The 21075-nt window shown below is 73.2% G+C and carries 21 protein-coding genes; 6 read left to right on the top strand and 15 right to left on the bottom strand.

Translation table 11 applies throughout. The features are described from left to right. Positions 1-737: aminodeoxychorismate/anthranilate synthase component II (locus tag GT045_RS06765; RefSeq protein WP_161333600.1), on the top strand; the 737-nt coding region annotated here is incomplete at its 5' end. Positions 738-782: 45 nt separating this feature from the next. On the opposite strand, the gene GT045_RS06760 is transcribed toward GT045_RS06765, so the two are convergent. The 4 genes from GT045_RS06760 to GT045_RS06745 form a co-directional block, all read right to left on the bottom strand. After that, a complete protein-coding gene (locus tag GT045_RS06760; RefSeq protein ID WP_161297888.1) occupies positions 783-1811 on the bottom strand; it encodes a 6-phosphofructokinase in 1029 nt (342 codons plus the stop codon). Positions 1812-1930: 119 nt separating this feature from the next. Further along, complete coding sequence (locus GT045_RS06755; RefSeq protein WP_161297887.1) at positions 1931-2608, bottom strand: response regulator transcription factor; 678 nt, start codon at positions 2606-2608, stop codon at positions 1931-1933. Then, the gene (locus GT045_RS06750) at positions 2605-3840 is read right to left on the bottom strand and encodes a DUF5931 domain-containing protein (RefSeq protein ID WP_161297886.1); all 1236 of its coding nucleotides are present in this window, start codon (positions 3838-3840) and stop codon (positions 2605-2607) included. Before GT045_RS06750 ends, GT045_RS06755 begins: the two co-directional genes overlap by 4 nt. Positions 3841-3871: 31 nt before the next feature. Further along, positions 3872-4621: a lysophospholipid acyltransferase family protein gene (locus GT045_RS06745; RefSeq protein WP_161333602.1), complete on the bottom strand. Its 750-nt coding sequence runs from the start codon at positions 4619-4621 to the stop codon at positions 3872-3874. A gap of 117 nt (positions 4622-4738) precedes the next feature. Between GT045_RS06745 and GT045_RS06740 the strand changes: the two genes are divergently transcribed. Together GT045_RS06740 and GT045_RS06735 are read left to right on the top strand one after the other, a co-directional pair. Beyond that, positions 4739-5518 carry an alpha/beta fold hydrolase gene (locus tag GT045_RS06740; protein WP_161297885.1) on the top strand — a complete coding sequence of 260 codons (780 nt, stop codon included), beginning with the start codon at positions 4739-4741 and terminating at the stop codon, positions 5516-5518. After that, positions 5511-6257, top strand: a complete 747-nt coding sequence (locus GT045_RS06735) for a hypothetical protein (RefSeq protein WP_161333599.1) — start codon at positions 5511-5513, stop codon at positions 6255-6257. The genes GT045_RS06740 and GT045_RS06735 overlap by 8 nt, the downstream gene beginning before the upstream one ends. A gap of 6 nt (positions 6258-6263) precedes the next feature. On the opposite strand, the gene GT045_RS06730 is transcribed toward GT045_RS06735, so the two are convergent. The 6 genes from GT045_RS06730 to GT045_RS06705 form a co-directional block, all read right to left on the bottom strand. Then, positions 6264-7010 (bottom strand): endonuclease/exonuclease/phosphatase family protein, encoded by a 747-nt coding sequence (locus GT045_RS06730; RefSeq protein ID WP_161287860.1) that lies wholly within the window; start codon positions 7008-7010, stop codon positions 6264-6266. 127 nt (positions 7011-7137) lie between these two features. Beyond that, complete coding sequence (locus GT045_RS06725; RefSeq protein WP_161287861.1) at positions 7138-8091, bottom strand: ROK family glucokinase; 954 nt, start codon at positions 8089-8091, stop codon at positions 7138-7140. Between the two features lie 67 nt (positions 8092-8158). After that, a complete protein-coding gene (locus GT045_RS06720) occupies positions 8159-8638 on the bottom strand; it encodes a DUF5304 domain-containing protein (protein ID WP_161333598.1) in 480 nt (159 codons plus the stop codon). A 56-nt stretch (positions 8639-8694) separates the two neighbouring features. Next, positions 8695-9867: an ArsA-related P-loop ATPase gene (locus GT045_RS06715; RefSeq protein ID WP_161333597.1), complete on the bottom strand. Its 1173-nt coding sequence runs from the start codon at positions 9865-9867 to the stop codon at positions 8695-8697. Positions 9868-9911: 44 nt separating this feature from the next. Beyond that, positions 9912-10355, bottom strand: a complete 444-nt coding sequence (locus GT045_RS06710; protein WP_161290516.1) for an SRPBCC family protein — start codon at positions 10353-10355, stop codon at positions 9912-9914. 79 nt (positions 10356-10434) lie between these two features. Continuing rightward, entirely contained in the window at positions 10435-11256 is an 822-nt protein-coding gene (locus GT045_RS06705) for a metallophosphoesterase (protein WP_345942567.1), read from the bottom strand. Positions 11257-11595: 339 nt separating this feature from the next. Between GT045_RS06705 and GT045_RS06700 the strand changes: the two genes are divergently transcribed. Continuing rightward, the gene (locus GT045_RS06700; protein ID WP_161290518.1) at positions 11596-13392 is read left to right on the top strand and encodes an AMP-dependent synthetase/ligase; all 1797 of its coding nucleotides are present in this window, start codon (positions 11596-11598) and stop codon (positions 13390-13392) included. A 13-nt stretch (positions 13393-13405) separates the two neighbouring features. On the opposite strand, the gene GT045_RS06695 is transcribed toward GT045_RS06700, so the two are convergent. Both GT045_RS06695 and GT045_RS06690 read right to left on the bottom strand, forming a co-directional pair. Next, positions 13406-14992: a GMC oxidoreductase gene (locus GT045_RS06695; protein WP_161333601.1), complete on the bottom strand. Its 1587-nt coding sequence runs from the start codon at positions 14990-14992 to the stop codon at positions 13406-13408. 101 nt (positions 14993-15093) lie between these two features. Continuing rightward, entirely contained in the window at positions 15094-16236 is a 1143-nt protein-coding gene (locus GT045_RS06690) for a glycosyltransferase family 4 protein (RefSeq protein ID WP_161290520.1), read from the bottom strand. 135 nt (positions 16237-16371) lie between these two features. Here GT045_RS06690 and GT045_RS06685 point away from each other — a divergent pair, with 135 nt between their 5' ends. Then, complete coding sequence (locus tag GT045_RS06685; protein ID WP_161333596.1) at positions 16372-17607, top strand: glycosyltransferase 87 family protein; 1236 nt, start codon at positions 16372-16374, stop codon at positions 17605-17607. Here the strand turns inward: GT045_RS06685 and GT045_RS06680 are convergent. Further along, a complete protein-coding gene (locus GT045_RS06680; protein ID WP_161333595.1) occupies positions 17568-18890 on the bottom strand; it encodes an MATE family efflux transporter in 1323 nt (440 codons plus the stop codon). The genes GT045_RS06685 and GT045_RS06680 overlap by 40 nt on opposite strands. Positions 18891-18979: 89 nt before the next feature. On the opposite strand from GT045_RS06680, the gene GT045_RS06675 reads away from it, so the two are divergent. After that, positions 18980-19513: a PadR family transcriptional regulator gene (locus GT045_RS06675; RefSeq protein ID WP_161333594.1), complete on the top strand. Its 534-nt coding sequence runs from the start codon at positions 18980-18982 to the stop codon at positions 19511-19513. On the opposite strand, the gene GT045_RS06670 is transcribed toward GT045_RS06675, so the two are convergent. Together GT045_RS06670 and GT045_RS06665 are read right to left on the bottom strand one after the other, a co-directional pair. Continuing rightward, positions 19494-20645 carry a hypothetical protein gene (locus GT045_RS06670; RefSeq protein WP_161290538.1) on the bottom strand — a complete coding sequence of 384 codons (1152 nt, stop codon included), beginning with the start codon at positions 20643-20645 and terminating at the stop codon, positions 19494-19496. The two genes, GT045_RS06675 and GT045_RS06670, sit on opposite strands and share 20 nt — an antisense overlap. Positions 20646-20708: 63 nt before the next feature. Further along, positions 20709-21075: C40 family peptidase (locus tag GT045_RS06665; protein WP_161333593.1), on the bottom strand; the 367-nt coding region annotated here is incomplete at its 5' end.

Here is a 21075-nt window from a genome sequence, read left to right as displayed (position 1 = left end):
CGGGGCCGGCCCGGCCGCTCCGGGAACGGGAGCGGCCCCGGCTGGCCGACGATCCGCGGGTGCGGGCCGCGCTGGACGGGCGGCGGGCCGCACTCGCGCCGTTCTGGCTGCGGATGCGGGAGCGGCCCGGGACGCTCACGGGCCACGCCCTCGTCGTCGACGCCGAGGACACCTTCACCGCCATGCTCGCGCACGTCCTGCGCTCGACCGGACTCGGCGTGACCGTGCGGCGGTACGACGAGCCCGGGCTGCGGGCGGCGGTGCTCGCGCACGAGGGGCCGCTCGTCCTCGGGCCCGGTCCGGGCGACCCCCGCGACCTCGACGACCCCAGGATGCGGTTCCTGCGGGGCCTGACCGCCGAGGTGGTCCGGGAGCACCGGCACGGTGTGCTCGGCGTCTGCCTCGGGCACGAGCTGATCGCGGCGGAGCTGGGCCTGGAGATCGTGCGGAAGAAGGTGCCGTACCAGGGTGCGCAGACGCGGATCGACCTGTTCGGGCGGAGCGAGACCGTCGGCTTCTACAACAGCTTCGTCGCGACCTGTGACGAGGAGGCGGCCCGGGAGCTGGCCGCGCACGGGGTCGAGGTGAGCCGCACGGCCGACGGCGAGGTGCACGCCCTGCGGGGGCCGGGCTTCGCGGGTGTGCAGTTCCATCCGGAGTCCGTGCTCACGCTGGACGGCACGGCCGTCGTCGAGGAGCTGATCGGCCGGCTGCGCGGGGCGAGCACGGTGAGGTGAGGCGGACGCCCGGGGGCCGCGTGGTCCCCGGGCCCGGCCGGGGTGTCAGCCGAAGAACACGCCGACCTCGTCGTACAGCTTCGGGTCCACCGTCTTCAGCCTGGCCGTCGCCTCGGAGATGGGGACGCGGACGATGTCGGTGCCGCGCAGGGCGACCATCTTGCCGAAGTCACCGTCGCGCACACAGTCGATGGCGTGCAGGCCGAAGCGGGTGGCGAGCCAGCGGTCGAAGGCACTGGGGGTGCCGCCGCGCTGGATGTGACCGAGGACCGTCGTGCGGGCCTCCTTGCCGGTGCGCTTCTCGATCTCCTTGGCGAGCCACTCACCGACCCCGGACAGCCGCACATGCCCGAAGGAGTCCAGCGACTGGTCCTTGAGCACCACCTCGCCGTCCTTCGGCATCGCGCCCTCGGCGACGACGACGATCGGGGCGTACGACGCCTTGAAGCGGGAGGTGATCCACGCGCACACCTGGTCGAGGTCGAAGCGCTGTTCCGGGATGAGGATGACGTTGGCACCGCCGGCGAGCCCCGAGTGCAGCGCGATCCAGCCGGCGTGCCGCCCCATCACCTCGCAGACCAGGACCCGCATGTGGGACTCGGCGGTGGTGTGCAGCCGGTCGATGGCCTCGGTGGCGATGTTGACGGCGGTGTCGAAGCCGAAGGTGTAGTCGGTGGCGGACAGGTCGTTGTCGATGGTCTTGGGCACGCCGACGCAGGGCACGCCGTACTCGTCGGACAGCCGCGCGGCGACGCCGAGCGTGTCCTCTCCGCCGATCGCGACGAGGGCCTCCACCTCCTGCTTGGCGAGGTTGTCCTTGATGCGGCGGATCCCGCCCTCCACCTTGAGGGGGTTGGTGCGCGAGGAGCCGAGGATCGTGCCGCCGCGGGGCAGGATGCCGCGCACGGCGGGGATGTCGAGGCGGACCGTGTAGTTCTCGAGGGGGCCCCGCCAGCCGTCCCGGAACCCGACGAAGTCGTAGCCGTACTCCTGCACGCCCTTGCGCACGATGCCCCGGATGACGGCGTTGAGCCCGGGGCAGTCGCCGCCTCCGGTCAGTACTCCGACTCGCATGAAATGTCCCTTCGCCGCACTTGCCTGACGATCGGTCACGCTAATGGTGATCCGCGTCACATCGGGAGAGGCGTGAGGGTGATTCGGGAGCGTGATTCGGGTGCGTTGCCGGATTCGGCCTACGCGTCGTCGAGCCCGCGTTCTATCGCATACCGCACCAGCTCGACCCGGTTGTGCAGTTGGAGCTTGCCGAGGGTGTTCTGGACGTGGTTCTGCACCGTGCGGTGGGAGATGACGAGGCGTTCGGCGATCTGCTTGTAGCTCAGGCCCTTCGCCACCAGCCGCAGCACCTCCGTCTCCCGGTCCGTCAGCCGGGGCGCGCCCGGCTCGTCGGCGTCCGGCGCCGGCACCGGTTCGGCGGCCAGCCGCCGGTACTCGCCGAGGACCAGCCCGGCCAGCCCCGGTGTGAACACCGGGTCGCCCACGGCGGTCCGGCGCACGGCGTCCAGCAGTTCCTCGGTGGAGGCCGACTTCAGCAGGTAGCCGGTCGCGCCGGACTTCACGGCCTCCAGCACGTCCGCGTGCTCACCGCTCGCCGAGAGGACCAGCACGCGCAACGCCGGGTCGTGGCCCACCAGTTCCTTGCAGACCTGGACTCCGGGCTTGGCGGGCAGATTGAGGTCCAGCACGAGGACGTCGGGCGCGACGGCCTTGGCGCGGCGGACCGCCTGCTCGCCGTCGCCGGCGGTGGCGACCACCTCGAAACCGGACTCGGCCAGGTCACGGGCGACGGCGTCACGCCACATCGGGTGGTCGTCCACCACCATGACCCTGATCGGGCCCTGCTGCTGAGTCATCGCTGTTCCGCCTTCTTCCCCCGCGCCCGTACGGCGCCCTTCGGTACCTTCAGTTCCACTTCCGTGCCCTGCCCGGGCACGGAGACGATCCCGGCGCTGCCGCCGAGGTCGCGCAGCCGGCCCCGGATCGACTGGGCCACCCCGAGCCGGCCCTCGCCCTCGGCCTGCACGAGCCGGCCGTCGGGGATGCCGGGGCCGTCGTCCCGGACGGTGACGACGATCTCGTCCGGCTCGTCCTCCACCAGGATCCAGGCCCGGGCCGCTTCCCCGGCGTGCCGGCGCACGTTGTCCAGGGCGGCCCCCACGGCGGCGGCCACCTCACGGGCCGCCGCCGGCGGCAGCGGCACCGGGGCACCGGGTTCGGCGAGGCTGACCCGGGCGCAGGCGTAGGGGGCGAGCAGGGAACGCAGGTCGACCGGGCCGGCCGGATCGTCCTCGCCGGGCTCCCGGACCAACCGGACCACGGCGCCTTCGGCCAGGTCCTCCGAGACCCGGGACACCGGGACCAGTCCGCCCGACACCAGTGTCCGCAGGGCCACTTCCTGCTCCCCGGCCAGCCGGCCCAGCTCGGCCGCCTCGCCGCCGAGGGCCGTGCCGCGGCGCTTCACCATCGCCAGCACCTGCAGCACGCTGTCGTGGATGTCCCGGGCCAGCCGCTCCCGTTCCCGGGTCGCCGCCTCGATCTCCAGCGCGCGGGCCAGGGTGCGCTCGGAGGCGCGGGCCACCTCCACGACGTAGCCGATGGCGATGGAGGCCACCCAGACGAGGATCACGTTGTGCACGGTGTCCCGGGCGGGGTGGCCGCGCTCGACCAGGTTGACGACGGCCACGGCGGTGGAGGCGACGGCCGCCCAGCGCCAGCCGCCCTTGACGGCGAAGGCCAGCACCGCGCCGGCGGTCCATATCGAGGGCAGGGTGGGGCCGCCGCCCGCGATCCGCTCATGGTTGTCGGCGACCGGCGTGAGCAGGATGCCGGCGAGCGCGACGGCCAGGTCGGCGGCGAGGAAACGCCGGGTGCAGCTCGCCGCGTTGGCCACCCTGGGCAGGGTCGCGAGGGTCCACACGAACAGGACCGCGTAGTAGGCGACGGCGACCCACGGGCGTACGAAGTGGTCGTAGGCGGTGGCGCACAGACCGATGGCGTACAGCATGGTCAGGACGCGGTATCCGGCGAGCGCGCGCCACAGCGGCAGCTCGACCGACATCCGCATGACGCGCTCGCGTTCGGGCATGTCCCCCGGTCCCCCCGGTTCTCCGCCCCGGCTAGGAGCCGGCCTGCTTCTTCTCGGCCTTCTCGGCCTTCTCGGCCTTCTCCGCCTTCTCGGCTTCCTTGGCCGCCTTGGCCGCCTCCGCGATCTGCCGCTTGGCCGCCGTGGCGTAGATGTCGACGTACTCCTGGCCGGACAGCTTCATGATCTCGTACATGACCTCGTCGGTCAGGGCGCGCAGCACGAACCGGTCGTGCTCCATGCCCTGGTAGCGGCTGAAGTCCATGGGCTTGCCGATCCGGATGCCGGGCCGCATCAGCTTGGGCATCACCTGCCCGGGCGGCTGGATCTTCTCCGTGTCGATCATGGCGACCGGGATGACCGGCGCGCCGGTGGCGAGCGCCACGCGCGCGAGGCCGCCGGGCTTGCCCCGGTACAGCCGCCCGTCGGGCGAGCGGGTGCCCTCCGGGTAGATGCCGAACAGTTCGCCGCGCTCCAGCACCTCTATGCCGCTCTTGATCGCCGCCTCACCGGCGCCGCGCGCCCCGGAGCGGTCCACCGGCAGCTGCCCCACGCCCTTGAAGAAGGCCGCGGTCAGGCGGCCCTTCACGCCCGGGGTGGTGAAGTACTCGGCCTTGGCGATGAAGGTGACCTTGCGGTTCAGCATCGTCGGGAGGAAGAAGGAGTCCGAGAAGGACAGGTGATTGCTGGCCAGGATGGCGGGGCCGGTGTCCGGAATGTTCTCCAGTCCCTCCACCCAGGGCCTGAAGGCGACCTTCAGCGGCCCTCCGATGGCGACCTTCATCGTTCCGTACAACACCCGTGTGCCTCCTGTTTGCGTCGGACAGACCTTAACCCGGAGGACCGTCAATGGGCCCGACGACCCTGGTCGGTGTCAGTGCGGTCGCGTACGGTGAAGCACATGCCAGTTCTCCCCGGAGCCGAGCCGTACCGCCACGAGGGCGGTGAGGTGGGGGTCCTCCTCTGCCATGGCTTCACCGGCTCGCCCCAGTCGCTGCGCCCCTGGGCGGAGCACCACGCGGCCCGCGGCCTGACCGTGTCCGTGCCCCTGCTGCCCGGCCACGGCACCCGCTGGGCGGACATGCAGCTCACCACCTGGCAGGACTGGTACGCGGAGGTGGACCGCGAGCTGCGCCTGCTCGCCGGACGCTGCTCCCGGGTGTTCGTCGCGGGCCTGTCGATGGGCGGGGCGCTGGCGCTCCGGCTCGCAGCCCGGCACGGCGGCCGGGTCGCGGGCGCGGTGGTGGTCAACCCGGTGAACAAGGTGCACGGTCTGTCGGCGTACGCCCTCCCGGTCGCCCGGCATCTGGTGCGCACCACGAAGGGCATCGCCAGCGACATCGCGAAGGAGGGCGCGGCGGAGCTGGGGTACGACCGGGTGCCGCTGCACGCGGCGCACTCGCTGCGGGTGTTCCTGCGGCGGCTGGACGGCGAGCTGCCCCAGGTCACCCAGCCGTTGCTGCTGCTGCGCAGCGCCCGGGACCATGTCGTGCCGGCGGCCGACTCGGCGCGGGTGCTGAGCCGGGTGTCGTCCACGGACGTCACGGAGGTCGTGCTGGAACACAGCTACCACGTGGCGACGTTGGACCTGGACGCGGACCGGGTCTTCGAGGAGAGCCTCGCCTTCATCGGCCGGCTCGCACCCGGTGTCGGCAAGGAAGGGACGGCCGCAGTTGGCTGAGCACGACTCCGGCCCCGAGGGCCGTGAGGACCGAGAGGGCCAAGAGGGCCGAGAGGGCCGCGACGACCGAGAAGGCCGCGAGGGCCGGGAGAGCCGCGACGGCCGAGAAGGCCGCGAGCCGGACCGGCAGGAGGTGCCGTTCGACGAGGACGCCGCCTGGCGGGCCATCGTCGCGGGGTACGGCCAGGAACCGCCGGACCCGCCGGGCGCCCGGCCCTTCCGGCGCGTGGAGGATCTCGCCCTGCCGGAGCCGGACCCCGCGCCCGACCCGGCGGGGGGCCGGGCGAAGGAACCCGGGGCGAGCCCGGTGAAGGACCCGGTGCGGGACGCGGGCGTGGAACCGGAGAGCGAGCCCCGGCGCGACCCGGACGACTCCGCGGGCCGGCGGCCCGCCCGTCCGCTCGGCGGATCGGTCTCCTTCGCGGCCGGTGTCGGCCCGCGCGACCACACGGTGCCCGAACCGTCCGACGACGACTTCGACGAGGACGACGAGGGCCACTTCGTGCCGCCGGAGCCGCCGCCGCTGCCGGCCGCGGACACCACCGCGAAGTTCGCCTGGCTCGGAGTGGTCGGCGGCCCCGTCCTGCTCCTGCTCGCGGTGGTCCTCGGCTGGGAGATGACCTGGTGGCTGACGACCCTCGCCATCGGCGGCTTCCTCGGCGGCTTCATGACGCTGGTGACCCGGATGCGGACGGACGACGAGGAGGACGACGACCCGGGCCGCGGGGCGGTGGTCTGACGCCCGCTAGGCCGCCGGGATCCGGAGGGCGGCCAGCACCGGCAGGTGGTCCGTGGCCGCCGTCAGATCGGCCCGGGTGACACCCGGCTGGTCCAGCGGGACCCCGCAGCCGAGGACCTCGATGCCCCCGGTGGCGAAGATCGCGTCGATGCGCTGACGGGGGTCGGCGGGGGTGGAGGTGAACTCGCCGCCCCAGGGCCTGGCGGTACGGCAGTCCTGGAGACCGGCGGCGAGCCTGCGGAAGGCGGGGCCGTCGGGGCGTTCGTTGAGATCGCCGCCCGCCACGGCGTGCTCCACGCCGAGTCCGGTGAGACGGTCCAGGAGCAGGGCGGCCTGCTCCCGGCGCTCGTCCCGCTGGAGGCTGAGGTGGCAGCTGAGCACGCCGAGGCGGGCGGCGCCGAAGCGGACGACGGCCGTGGCGAAGCCGCGTCGGTGCAGGCCGGGGGTGAGCGGAAGCAGGACGTCCGCGGTGCGCTCGACGGTGGCGCGGAGGTCGCACAGGATCGCCGGGCCCGCAGCCGTCGCTCCGCCGGTGAGGACGACCTGCCCGGAGGCGGCGGCGAGCCGGGCGAGTTTCTTGCGCCAGCGGAAGAAGCGCGGGGCCTCCTGGAGCAGGACCAGGTCGGGGGCGCAGGCGGCGATGACACGGGCGAGGGCGTCCGTGTCGTCCCGCATCGAGCGGATGTTGTAGCTCAGGACACGGATCACGGCGGAACCGTCGGGTTCCGTGCGGGAGTTGGGAAGCAGCTCCATGTGGATCAATCTACGCCCCGCCGCCGGGGGCGCGGCTCCCCCACGGCCGAAGGCGCGAGGCCCGTGGGAGGCCGCCGCTCGTGTGCGGCCTCTCCCGTGGGTCCTCGCGCCTGGACGGCCGGTCTCCTCACATGATCGGGTCGGGCTCCCGGGCCAGGTCGGCCGCGCCGACCATGCCGGCCTTGTTGCCCAGCTGGGCCGCGATCACGTCGGCCACCGGGCGCCAGTTGCCGCCGACCAGCCAGCGCTTGTAGGACTTGCGGATCGGGTCCAGGACCAGCTCGCCCTCGTCGGACAGGCCGCCGCCGACGATGAACGCGGAGGGGTCGAAGAGGGAGGCCAGGTCGGCCAGGCCCGCACCGGCCCAGCGGGCCAGCTCGCGGTAGGAGTCGACGGCCACCGGGTCGCCCTGGCGGGCGGCCATGGAGATGTGCTTGCCCTCGATGCCGTCCGGGGTGCCGTCGCCCAGGGAGAGGAGTACGTCGGCGTTCTCGGGGGTGGCGTTGGCGCGCTGCTTGGCGTAGCGGACCAGGGCGCGGCCGGAGGCGTACTGCTCCCAGCAGCCCTGCGAGCCGCAGCCGCACAGCAGGCCGTCCGGGACCATGCGGATGTGGCCGAACTCGGCGGCGACACCGAAGTGACCGCGGCGCAGCTTGTTGCCGATGATGATGCCGCCACCGAGGCCGGTGCCGAGGGTGATGCAGATGACGTTGCGGTGGCCCTTGCCGGCGCCGAACCGGTACTCGCCCCAGGCGGCGGCGTTGGCGTCGTTCTCGACCACGACCGGGAGACCGGTGCGGGCCTCGACCTTCTCCTTGAGCGGCTCGTTGCGCCAGTCGATGTTCGGCGCGAAGTACACCGTGGAGCGCTGCCGGTTGACGTAACCGGCCGCACCGATGCCCACGCCGACGATCTCGTGCCCGGCGCGCGCGCCCTCCACCGCCGAGGCGATGGCGTCCACGATGGCCTCCGGCGTGGTGGGGGTCGGCACCTTGAAGGTCGAGAGGATGTTGCCTTCCTCGTCGACCACGCCGGCCGCGATCTTCGTGCCGCCGATGTCGACGCCGATGGTGAGTCCCATGAATCCCTCAGTTTCGGTCGAGCCCCGCTACGGCCAACCGTACCCGAGGCCCCGCCGTGGAAGGGCTTCAGTCCAGGTCGATGCGCTCCCCCGGACCGGTGCCCTCGCCCGGGTCGCGCCGGTCCGGCCCGTCCTTCGCCGTGTCGGCCGTGCGGGCGGTCCAGCGCTGTTCCTGGCCCTGGACGGCGGAGCGGTAGGCGGCGAGCAGTTCGCCGCCGGCCGCGGCCAGGTGGTCGAAGACGTCCGGGTTGCGTTCGATGACGGGTTCGACGGCGGCTTTCGCCTGCTCGACGACCTGGCGCACGACCTGCTGTGCCGAGGGTCCGGCGAGGCCGCCGAGGAGCGGTGACCGCAGACCGGACAGCTTGTCGGCCACCGAGTCCACGAGCTTCTTCAGCTCCTCAGCGGCCGAGCCGGGCGGCGGGCCGTGCTCGGTACGGCGGCGGGACTTCTCGGCGTCGAGGTCCTCGGCGCAGGCCGTGGCCCAGGCGTCGGCGTCGGCCGCCCGCTCCTCTTCCGGTTCGGCTGCGGGGCGCTCATCGCTCATGGCGGACTCCTGACTCCGGTTCGCCTTTACGACGGTACCCGAACGGCGTACCCGGTTCACCGTCCGGCGCCGGGCCACAGGTCCGGGTCGGGGGTGAACCGGATGCGCAGGACGCCGTCCAGGAGTCCGGCGCCGGCGACGGCGCAGCGGCGCAGGGCCGAGGGCAGCGGGACGATCCGGCGGAAGGGCCCCGCGGTGATCAGCAGTTCGTCGCCCCTGCGGACGAGATCCAGCTCGTCCCGTATGGCGCCGGGCAGCGGGAGGTGCCAGACCAGCACGCCGTCCTCGGCGATCCGGTCGGTGACCGGCCATTCGACCGGGCGGGGGGACGGATCGACGGCGGGCACGGCGAGGGCGGCGAGGTCGTCGGGCCCGTGCGGGTCCCGGCCGAGGTGCGGGACGGCGTGGACGTCGTACGACTCCTGCCAGTCGGCGAGCGTCTTGCGCTGCTGGGCGAGAAGTCCGGCGAGCCAGCCGTCGGGGGTGGTCTCGGGCAGGGCCCGGTTGGCGATCAGGGCCTCGGTGCGCAGGCCGCGCAGGGCCAGGCCGAGGGTGGCGGTGCGCACGGCGTCGGCGCCGGCCGGGCCCGGTTCGGCGACCAGGCGTACGGCGGTGTCCCGGTCGGCGAGGACGGCCGCCACCGCGGCCAGTTCGACGTCCCAGCGGGCGGCCGTCTCGTACAGCCAGTCGGCGGGCATGGGGACGCCGGCCAGCCGGCCGAGGACCGGGCGCAGGGCGCGGGCGGCCTGTCGTTCGGGGGGCAGGAGGCGGCGCAGATAGCGGCGCAGCTCCTCGGGCAGGCCGAGCAGGGCGAGGGCCGCGGGCAGCGGCGGGAGGTCGACGACGAGCAGGTCGTAGCGGTCGGACAGGGCCGCGTCCCGCAGCGCGCGCAGGAAGGACAGTTCCTCGGCGCCGGGCAGCGGGGTGACCTCCTCGGCGTCCAGCCGGGCGGCACCGAGCAGGTCGAGCACGTTCGCCGCGCGGTTCTGGAAGGCGGTGAGGTCCTGCCGGAACCGTTCCGTGGCGTCGGGCCGCCAGACGGTCAGGTCCGGGGCCGCGGGTGCCGGGACGGGTCCTGTTCCGGTACCCAGTGCCGCGCCCGGGGTGTCGGTGCGGTCGGCGCTGAGGAGGAGCGTGCGGGTGCCGTCGGCCGCGGCGCGCAGTGCGGTGGCGGCGGCGATCGTGGTCCGCCCGCTGCCGCCCGGGCCCGTGATCAGGATGGTGCGCATGTCGGTGAACGCTACCGCCGTGCGCGGGAAGAGGACGCGGACGCCTACTTCTCGCCCGACTCGACCCTCTTCTTCAGACCGGCCAGTGCCCGGTCGATGATGACCTTCTCCGCCTTGCGCTTGATCATGCCGAGCATGGGGATCTTGACGTCGACGGTGAGGGAGTAGGTGACCTCCGTGCCGCCGGGGCCCGCGGGCTCGAGGAGGTAGGAACCGTCGAGGGAACGGAGCATCTGGGACTTGACCAGGGTCCAGGAGACCTCCTGGCCGCCGGTCCAGGTGTAGGCGAGGGTCTGGTCGTCCTTGATGGCGCCGGCGTCCATGACGAGGCGGACCTGCCGGGCGCGGCCCTGCTCGTCGGTGTCGAGGACCTCCGCCTCCTTCACCTCGCCGGTCCAGTCCGGGTAGCGCGCGAAGTCGGCGATCACCGCCATGACGTCGGCCGGAGCCGCCTCGATCGTGATGCTCGAACTGGTGTGTTCCGCCATCGCCGTGGCTCCTCCGGATGCGGGCCGTGCCTGAGAGGTCTGTGTGCGCCGGGCTGCGCACGTGTGTGCAGCGTGAAGGCTACCGCGCCGCCGACCTGCCGCCTTCACCCCGCCCGCCGGCCCGCTCCCCCGGGTCGTCCGGAACTCGCCATTCGAGCGCCCAGGGCGTGCCGCTGCCGGCGAAGTGCCCCACGTTCACGCACTCGGTGGCGCCGATCCGCATGCGGCGCGCCAGCGGCTGGTGCACGTGCCCGAACAGCGCGTACCGGGGCCGGGTGCGGTGGATGGCGTCCAGCAGGGCGCGGCTGCCCCGCTCGAAGCGGCGGGCCACGGTGTCGTAGACCAGCTCGGGGACCTCCGGCGGGATGTGGGTGCACAGCACGTCGACCTCGCCGACGGCCTCGATCTTCGCCGCGTACTCCTCGTCGCTGATCTCGTAGGGGGTGCGCATCGGGGTGCGCAGGCCGCCGCCGACGAAGCCGAAGGTCCGGCCGCCGATCTCCACCCGCTGGCCGTCGAGAACCGTGGTGCCGGGCCGGGCGTACTCCGGCCACAGGCCCGGCATGTCGACGTTGCCGTAGGTGGCGTACGTCGGTGTGGGGAACGCGGCGAACAGCTCGGCGTACTGCTTGCGCACCGCCTTCTCGATCGCCGCGGCCCGGTCGCCGCCGATCCCGCCCCACAGCCGGGCGCCGAACTCGCGGGCCTCGGCGAAACGGCGGGCGGTGCGCAGCTCCACGATGCGGTCGGCGTTCTCCTCGCCGAAGAGGTCGGGGAAGATCCCGCGGGAGTGGTCGGCGTAGTCGAGGAAGAGGACGAGGTCGCCGAGGCAGATCAGGGCGTCGGCGCCGTCGCCGGCCCGGGCCAGGTCACGGGCGTTGCCGTGCACGTCGCTGACCACATGTACCCGGGTCCGTCCGCCGCCGGCGCGTGAGGATGCCATGGTGATCAAGGGTAGGCGTGTGCGGTCCAGGTGAACAGTGCCGGTCGGGCCTGCGGTTACTGGCCGGTCGGTTCGGCCGTGGACTACTGTGCGCGAAGGAGAGCCCACCTGTGTGACGCAGCGAACATCTCGCCGGGACCCCCTGTCCTAGACGCCATACCGGCGGGTAACGTCCGGGCAGTCCAGTCGTGCTCTGGATTTCAACCATCGAAGTACCCGAGCACCAGCCCGAGCCTTGGACCGCACCGTCGCATCACACAACGTCGTGGCGCCGGCGCCCTGTGAGGAGCAGCAGTCTTGCGCGAGTTCAGCCTTCCGGCCTTGTACGAGGTCCCCGCGGACGGCAATCTGACCGACATCGTCCGCAGAAACGCCGCGCAGCACCCCGACGTCGCCGTGATCGCCCGCAAGTCGGGGGGCACCTGGCAGGACGTGACCGCACGGGAGTTCCTCGCCGAGGTCCGCACCGCCGCCAAGGGCCTCATCGCCTCCGGGGTGCAGCCGGGTGACCGGGTGGGCCTGATGTCCCGGACGCGCTACGAGTGGACGCTCCTGGACTTCGCGATCTGGAGCGCGGGCGCGGTCACCGTGCCGGTGTACGAGACCAGCTCGCCGGAGCAGGTGCAGTGGATCCTGTCCGACTCGGGGGCGACCGCGTGCGTGGTGGAGCTGGACACCCACGCGGCGGCCGTGGAGTCGGTGCGCGAGGCGCTGCCCGCGCTCAAGCACGTCTGGCAGATCGAGGCCGGGGGCGTGGCGGAGCTGGGCCGGCTCGGGCAGGACGTGGCGGACGCGACGGTGGAGGAGCGCAGCTCGATCGCCCGCGCCGACGACCCGGCGACCATCGTGTACACGAGCGGCACGACCGGGCGCCCCAAGGGCTGTGTGCTCACCCACCGCAGCTTCTTCGCCGAGTGCGGCAACATCGTGGAGCGGCTGCGTCCGCTGTTCCGCACCGGTGAGTGCTCGGTGCTGCTCTTCCTGCCGCTGGCGCACGTCTTCGGACGGCTGGTGCAGGTCGCACCGATGATGGCGCCGATCAAGCTGGGCTGCGTCCCGGACATCAAGGACCTCACCGACGAGCTGGCCGCGTTCCGGCCGACCCTGATCCTCGGTGTGCCGCGGGTCTTCGAGAAGGTCTACAACTCGGCGCGGGCCAAGGCGCAGGCGGACGGCAAGGGCGGGATCTTCGACAAGGCGGCGGACACCGCGATCGCCTACAGCAAGGCGCTGGACAGCCCCTCGGGCCCGTCGTTCGGCCTGAAGGTCAAGCACAAGGTCTTCGACCGGCTGGTCTACGGCAAGCTGCGCGCGGTACTGGGCGGCCGGGGCGAGTACGCCATCTCCGGCGGCGCCCCGCTGGGTGAGCGGCTCGGACACTTCTTCCGCGGCATCGGCTTCACGGTGCTGGAGGGCTACGGCCTGACCGAGTCCTGCGCGGCGACCGCGTTCAACCCGTGGGACCGGCAGAAGATCGGCACGGTCGGGCAGCCGCTGCCCGGTTCGGTGGTGCGGATCGCGGACGACGGCGAGGTGCTGCTGCACGGCGAGCACCTGTTCAAGGAGTACTGGAACAACCCGGGCGCGACGGCGGAGGCGCTGGCCGACGGCTGGTTCCACACCGGCGACATCGGCACCCTCGACGAGGACGGCTACCTGAGGATCACCGGCCGGAAGAAGGAGATCATCGTCACGGCGGGCGGCAAGAACGTTGCCCCGGCCGTGATCGAGGACCGGATCCGGGCGCACGCGCTGGTCGCGGAGTGCATGGTGGTGGGCGACGGGCGGCCGTTCGTGGGCGCGCTGGTCACCGTCGACGAGGAGTTCCTGGGCCGGTGGGCCGCCGAGCACGGCAAGCCGGCCGGGTCCACCGCGGCGTCGCTGCGCGACGACCCGGATCTGCACGCGGCGATCCAGGCGGCCGTGGACGACGGCAACGCCGCGGTGTCGAAGGCGGAATCGGTGCGGAAGTTCCGCATTCTTGCCTCCCAGTTCACGGAGGAGTCGGGCCATCTCACCCCGTCGCTGAAGCTCAAGCGGAGCGTGGTGGCGAAGGACTACACGGACGAGATCGAGGCGATCTACGCCAAGTGACCCCGGCGGTGCCTCATGGCGCGGTGTCCTCGGCGAGGACCCGCGCCATGGTGCGTTCGGCGAGGGCCGTGATGGTGACGAAGGGGTTCACGCCGATGTTGCCGGGCACGAGCGAGCCGTCGGTGACGTAGAGCCGGGGGTAGCCCTTGACCCGGCCGTAGCCGTCGGTCGCCTTCCCCAGCACGCAGCCGCCCAACGGGTGGTAGGTGAAGTCGTCGGCGAAGACCTTGCTGGAGGAGCCGAACAGGTCGTACCGGTAGATGGTGAGGTTGGCCAGGTTGATCCGGTCGAACAGCTTCTTCGCCATGGCCACCGACACCGCGCTCTGGGCGGCGCTCCAGCCGAGCTTCACCGTCCCGGAGGCCGAGTCGTAACGGAACGACGCCCGTTCGGGGTTCTTGGTGATGGCCAGGTAGAGGCTGATCCAGTGCTCGAAGCCCATGGGCAGGGGGGCGATCTCGGCGAAGACCGGGTTGTCGGGGTTGGCCCAGTCGTCGATGCCCATGACGGGCATGGTGGCCTGGTTCGCGCCGACGGTGTCCCAGACGTGGTTGGCGCGGCCCAGCATGACGTTGCCGTTGGTACCCCAGCCGGCGCCGACGGCGGGGTCCAGGTCCGGCAGGGTGCCGGTGTCGCGGGCACGGACGAGGAGTTCGGTGGTGCCGACGCTGCCGCCGCCGAGGAACAGGTAGGTGCAGCTGTACTGGCTGGTCCCGACGACGGCGCCGCTGTCGTCGGTCCGGTCGGCGGTGAGCAGGTACGTGCCGTCGGCCGACCGGCTGACGGACCGCACCTTCTCCATCGTGTGCAGGGTGACGTTGCCGGTGCCGAGGGCGGCGGCGAGGTAGCTCTTGTCGAGGCTGCGCTTGCCCTGGTTGTTGCCGTAGATGACCTCGCCGGCGAGCGCGGACCTGGTGGCCGTGCCGGCGGCCTCGCGCTGCATGTGGCCGAAGTCGTAGACGTTCGGCACGAACGTGGTCTTCAGGCCGGCGTTCGCGGCGGCCTTGCGGGAGGTCCGGGTGAACCTGTACCACTCGGTCGACTCGAACCAGGCGGGGTCGATGCTGTTGACGCCGAGCATGGCGCGGGCGCGCGGGAAGTAGGTGCCGTACATCTCGTCGGCGTCCACGGCCGGGAACTGCTCGCTGAAGTAGGACTTGAGCGGGGTGACCGCCATCCCGCCGTTGACCAGGGAGCCGCCGCCGACGCCCCGGCCGACGTAGACGGACATGTCGTCGTAGTGCACGCGGTCGAGGACGCCCGGGTAGGGGTCGATCGGCTTGTTGACGACGTCCAGCCACAGGAAGCTGGCGAGCGGGGCCTCGGTGCGGGTGCGGAACCACATGGAGCGCTGGTCGGGGGCGCTGGTGGAGCAGAACACCTTGCCGTCGGAGCCGGTGGTGTTCCACAGCCGGCCCATCTCCAGGACGAGGGTGCGGATGCCCGCCTGGCCGAGGCGGAGGGCGGCGACGGCGCCGCCGTACCCCGAACCGACCACGACGGCCGGGGCGTTGTCGACGGCGGCCGGTTCGGCCGCGCGGGCGGACTCGAGTCCGACGCGGGTCAGACCGGCCGCGGCGGCCGTCTGCAGGGCGACCATGCCCAGGATGTGACGTCTCGTCAGCTGACGCTGCATCAGTTTTGCTGTCATGCGCGCAGCATGTGCGGATTTTCCGGTTCCGGCTAGAGCGGCAGCACGGATTACAGCAGGGCCTTCAACTTCTCCGCGAGCAGGTCCCAGCGCCACTTCTCCTCGACCCACCGCCGGCCCCGCTCGCCCATCCGGCGGCGCAGTTCGGCGTCCTGGAGGAGGACCGTGATCCGTTCGGCGGCCTCGGCCGGCTCGCCGCCCCGGACCACCCAGCCGGTCTCCCCGTCGAGCACCGCGTCCGGCGCGCCGCCGGAGTCGCCCGCGACGACCGGCAGGCCGGTGGCGGACGCCTCCAGGTACACGATGCCGAGACCCTCCACGTCCAGGCCGCCGCGACGGGTGCGGCAGGGCATGGCGAAGACGTCCCCGGCGCCGTAGTGCGCGGGCAGCTCCGACCAGGGCACGGCACCGGTGAAGCGGACCGAGCCGGCGAGACCGCTCTCGTGGGCGAGGCGGCGCAGGTCCCGTTCGTAGGGGCCGCCGCCGACGATCAGCAGCACGGTGTCCGGTTCGGCGGCGAGGATGCGGGGCATGGCGCGGATCAGGGTGTCCTGGCCCTTGCGCGGCACCAGCCGGGAGACGCAGACCACGACCGGGCGCTCGGTGAGGCCGAGCCGGGCGCGGACCTCGTCACCGCCGGAGGCGGGGTGGAAGGTCTTCTCGTCGACCCCGGGCGGCAGCTGCGCCATGCGGCCGGCCGCCTCGGGGCTCAGGGCACCGGCGATCCGGGAGCGGGTGTACTCCCCCAGATAGGTGAGCGTGTCGGTGGAGTCGCCGATCCGGCGCAGCAGCTGCCGGGCGGCGGGCAGCTGGGCCCAGCCGGCCTCGTGCCCGTGGGTGGTCGCCACCAGCCGCTCGGCACCGGCCCGGCGCAGCGCGGGCGCCATCAGGCCGAGGGGGGCCGCCGCGCCGAACCACACCGAGGTGCAGCCGTGCTCCCGGAGCAGCCCGGCGGCCCGCCGGGTGGCCTGCGGGGTGGGCAGCAGCATGGTCGTGCGGTCGCGTACGACGGTGAAGGGCTGCTCGGCGTCGAAGGCGGCGGTGGCCTCGGCACCCTCCCGGCCGTGCTTCCAGGTGGAGGCGTAGACGACCAGCCGGCCGGGGTCCAGGCGGAGGGCCATGTTGTGCAGGAATGCCTGGATGCCGCCCGGCCGGGGCGGGAAGTCGTTGGTGACGATCAGGGTCTTGTGCATCGCCGCCGACCCTACCGAACGGGCCGCCCCGCGGCCGGGCGCGGCCGGGCCTGTGGCATGCGCACGGGATCGCAGGACATCATGGTCGCTCGAAGAGAATTCGAACGGTACGGAAACCGAGCGGCAGGGGATCACGTGGAGACGAAGGGCACCGGGCGGTCCCTGGCATGGCCGCTCGCGACCTGGGGCGCCACCCGCACGCTGCTGCTGCTGCTCGTGTTCCGGGTGTACGCCTTCCCCGGCCCGGACGTCACCTCGGACGTGTCGGTGATCTACCGCGGCTGGTACGAGGTGCTGCGCCAAGGAACGTTTCCGCTGGACGACGTGACCTGGCAGTACCCGCCCGCCGCCGCCCTCGCGATCCTCTCCCCGGCCGTCCTGCCCTTCCTGTCGTACGCGCACGCCTTCTTCCTGCTGGCCTGTCTGGCCGACGCCGTCGTGCTGGCCCTGCTGCTCCGGGCGGGCCGCGGCCCCGGCCGGTCGCGGCGCGGCACCTGGGTGTGGGTGGCGGGCGTGCCGCTGCTCGGGCCGACGGTCTACGCCCGCTACGACGTCATGGTGACCGCGGTGGCCGTGGCGGCGCTGCTGGCCGGGGTCCGGCACCCGCGGGTGATGGGGGCCCTGACCGCGCTCGGCGCCCTGCTGAAGGTGTGGCCCGCGCTGTTGCTGGTGGGGGCCGTGCGGCGGCGGGCCTGGGCGTCGGCGGCGGTGACCGCGGCGGGCGCCGCGATGCTGTTCGCGGTGGCCATGCCGGGCGCCTTCGCGTTCCTGACCTTCCAGCGGGACCGGGGCACCGAGGTGGAGTCGCTGGGCGCCCTGGTCTTCCATGTGGCCCGGCACCACGGCTGGAACGGCCAGGTGCTGCTGAACTACGGGTCGATCGAGTTCCTCGGCCCGCACGTGGACCAGGTCAGCACCGCGGCGCTGGCCCTGACCGGCGCCGCGTTCGCCTGGCTGCTGTTGTGGCGGCTGCGTGCGCGGCACCTTCCGGCGCACGTCCTCGCCGACGCCGCCCTCACGGCGGTGCTGCTGTTCACGGTGACCAGCCGGGTGGTCAGCCCGCAGTACCTCGTGTGGCTGGTCGGCCTGGCGGCCGTCTGCCTGTCGCACCGGGCCAGCCGCATGGGGGCGCCCGCGCTGCTGGTCGTCCTCGCGTCCTTCGTGACCGTCCTGGAGTTCCCGCTCGGCTTCTCGCACGTGGTGCTGAGCGACTGGTACGGCATCACGCTGCTGGTGCTGCGCAACGGCCTGCTGGCCGCGGCGACGGTCATGGCGGGCCGCCGGCTGTGGCGCGCCACCGTCCCGCCGGACGCGTCCGCCCCCTTCCCGCCTCAGACCACCCGCACCGAGGAGACCCCGGTCTCCTCCTGACCCCGGGCCCGCCGCACCGGCACGACCACCATCACCCACTGCACGGCCGTCCCGAGCGCCAGCGCCATACAGACACCGGGCAGGCCGAGGCCGACCAGGGCGTACGCCAGCGGCAGCTGGACGGCGGTGCCGAGCAGGGTGATCCGGAGCAGCACGGGCGCCGCACCACTGCCCTCGAAGACCCCGCCCAGCGCGATGAGGCCCGCCGCCAGCAGCAGATAGGGGCCGACGCAGCGCAGGAACAGCACGCCCTGGCGGGCGACGTCCGGACCGGCACCGAAGGCGGCCATGATCCAGGGGGCCGCCACGGCGAACAGGACGGCGGCCGACAGCCCCACGGCCGCGGAGAGCAGTACCGCCTGGCGGCCGATGTCCCGGCGCGCGTCCCGTCCCGCGCCGCGCAGGTGGGCGGTGTGCACGGCCGCAGCCTGGCGTATCGCGTAGAAGGCCATGGTGGCGACGTACAGGATCTTGTACGCGGTCGAATACGCGGCCACCTCCGGCACGCCGAGCCGGGCCACGATCGCCACGAGGACCAACGCCGCGCCCTGCCGCACGGTGAAGTCGGCGGACATGGGCAGCCCGGTGGCGAGCGTGCGGCGCGACGCTGCGCGGGCCCCTTCGGCGGAACGTGCCCCGGTCGCCTCGCGCACGAGCGTGGAACGGCGCAGCACGCGCAGCCCCACCGCCAGGGCGACGGCGCGGCACAGCACGGTGGAGACGGCGGCGCCCCGGACCCCGTGGAGGTGGATCAGGAGGGGGTCGCCGAGCAGAATCAGGCCGTTGGCCAGCAGGGCGAGCCGCATCGGAGTGCGGGCGTCGCCGGTGCCCTTGAGGATGCCGTCGACCAGCTGCTGGGCGAAGAAGACAGCCATGCCGGGCAGGGAGATCGTGAAGTACGCGGCGGCCAGGTGCCTGGCCGCGCCGTCGCCGCCGCCCAGCACCAGGGCGGCCAGCGGCTCGCGCAGCAGGAAACCGCCCATCGTGACCACGGGCGTGACCCAGGCGCACAACGTCCAGCCACCGCGGACGGCGGCCCGCACGGCGGCGGGGTCGCGGGCTCCGCGGGCGTGCGCCACCAGCACCGTCGTACCCGAGGCGAAGACCAGCGCTGTGCCGAGCAGCACGTTCTCGGTATTGGTCGCGACGGCGACGGCGGCCACGGCGGCACCACCGCACCGGGAGACCCAGACGGTGTTGATGATCCCGGAGGCGACCGAGGCCAGGAGCGAGAGATAGACGGGGCGGGCGAGCGAGACGAGCTGTCCGCGGTGGCTGTTCACGAGCTCCCCCTCTTTTCGAGCTACCTCGAATCGAGGTAGCTCGAAAAGAGGTACCATGGTCGTTCCGCCCACCGCAAGGAGGCATCCGCGTGCTGGAGTTGTCGATCCTGGGCTTCCTCGCCGAGGAACCGCTGCACGGCTACGAGCTGAAGGAACGCATCAAGGCGCTGAGCGGGCACGTCCGCCCCGTCAGCGACGGGGCGCTGTACCCGGCCATCAACCGGCTTCTCGCCGCCGGCCTGCTCGACCAGCACTCCACGGACGGCGTGAGCGCCGCTCCGCGCCGGGTGCTGTCCCTGACGGAGAAGGGCCGGACGGAGCTGCTGGTGCGGTTGCGCAACCCCAAGGAGCAGGAGATCACCGACCAGGTCCGCTTCAACGCCCTCCTGGCCTTCCTGCGGCACCTGGACGACCCCGCCGAGCAGGCCGATGTCCTGCGCCGACGGCTGGACTTCCTCCAGAAGCCGGCCAGCTTCTTCTACCGGGAGGGCGAGCCGGTGCGGGCCGAGGGGGCGGGGGATCTGTTCCGGGAGGGCATGCTCCGGGTCGCACGGGCCACCGGGCAGGCCGAGCGCGGGTGGCTGCGCGAGGCCATCGGTGTGCTCAGTCGAGCTGCGTCGTGACGTAGTCCCGCCAGCGCGCGGTGAACTCCTCGAGGGTCGTGCCGAGCACCTGGTCCAGCGCCGCCTCGACCGCGCCCGCCCGCTTCCCGTGGGCACCGACGGCCCGGTAGAAGGCACCGAGCCGGGCCGGGCCCCACTCGTCGGCGATCATCCGGCAGGCCAGCCAGCCGCTCTCGTAGGCACGCGCCAGCTTGGTGGGCTCGCTGGTGAAGCCGAAGTCCGCGTCGGCCGGCAGCTCCTCGGGCGGCTCGCCGTCCCGCACGGCCCGGCCGAGTTCCGGCGCGGCCTCCTGCGCGGTCCGCCCGGTGCCGAGATAGCCGGCCCAGTCGGCGTAGCCCTCGGAGAGCCACAGCGGGGTGGCGACGGTGGTGTCGGCCCGGGTGGCGACATGAGCGGTCTCGTGGGTGAGGACGACCTGCTTGCCGACGTCACCGAGCACGGCGTACGCCTCCGGGTTGACCACCACCCGGTCCGCGGGCGCCCGGCCCGCACCGCCCGCCTCGCCCGTGGTGACGGCCGCGATGCCCCGGTACTCGGCGGCGGGCGAGCCGAGCAGGGCCGCCATGGACGCCAGGGTCCGCGGGACGAGGACGACGACCCGGCGGCTCCAGTCCGTGGCCCACACCCCGGACACGGCCGGGACCGCGCGGTCGGCCAGCCGGGCGAACTCCTCCAGGCCCGCCGTGGACCCCCCGGTGCCGAGCACCAGGCTGTGCGCGCCCCGGACGACGCTGACCGTGCCCTGGTCCCACAGCTGCTGCCCGTCCCGTCCGGCGGGCCGGTCGGCGGTGACGTACCAGCCGTCGTCGGCGGTGCGGCCGAGGGTGAGGCTGCGGCGGGCGTCGACGGGGGCCCGGTCGTACCCGGCGACGCGGTAGCTCAGATCGGCGTCGGCGGTGGCGCCGGCGGCGGTGCGGTGCACGGCGGTGACCCGGTAGCTCCAGGAGGCCAGCGGGAGGGCGCCCAGCCGGGTGTACCCGGTGCGGGTGCCCGTCGCGCCGTACGCCGCCTCGTCATGGCGCAGCAGGGCCGCCGAGCGCCGGTCGAGCACCTGCTGCACCTCGGTCCGCACCGGGTCGCCCGCCGGGCTCCCGCCGCAACCGGCAAGAGGCAGCAGCAGGGTGAGCCCCACGGCACCGATGCTCCACGCCCGTCCACGACCAGCCACTTCCCGATCGTACGGCGAACGGGGCGGTCAGGGGCGGGTGACCGAGGAGACCGGCATCATCCCGACCGGGTCGTAGCGCACCGGAGCACCGGGGTAGGGGGCGTGGATGACCTGGCCGTGACCGGCGTACATCGCCACATGGCTGGCGTCGGAGCGGTAGACGACCAGGTCCCCGGGGCGGGCCTGGGAGAGCGGGACCTGCCGGCCGGCGAACCGCTGTTCCTGCGAGGTGCGCGGCAGATGGACGCCGGCGCGCCCGTACGCCCACTGCATCAGTCCGGAACAGTCGAAGCCGGAGGGGCCGTTGGCGCCCCACACGTAGGGGCGGCCCAGGGCGGCACGGGCGGCGGCCAGGGCGGCGGCGGCGCGTCCGCCGGGGGCCTCGGCGCCGGTC

The organism is Streptomyces sp. SID486, from assembly GCF_009865385.1.
GTDB lineage: Bacteria > Actinomycetota > Actinomycetes > Streptomycetales > Streptomycetaceae > Streptomyces.
The sequence above is the reverse complement of the archived record's forward strand: the minus strand, read 5'-3'. Positions and strand labels throughout refer to the sequence as shown.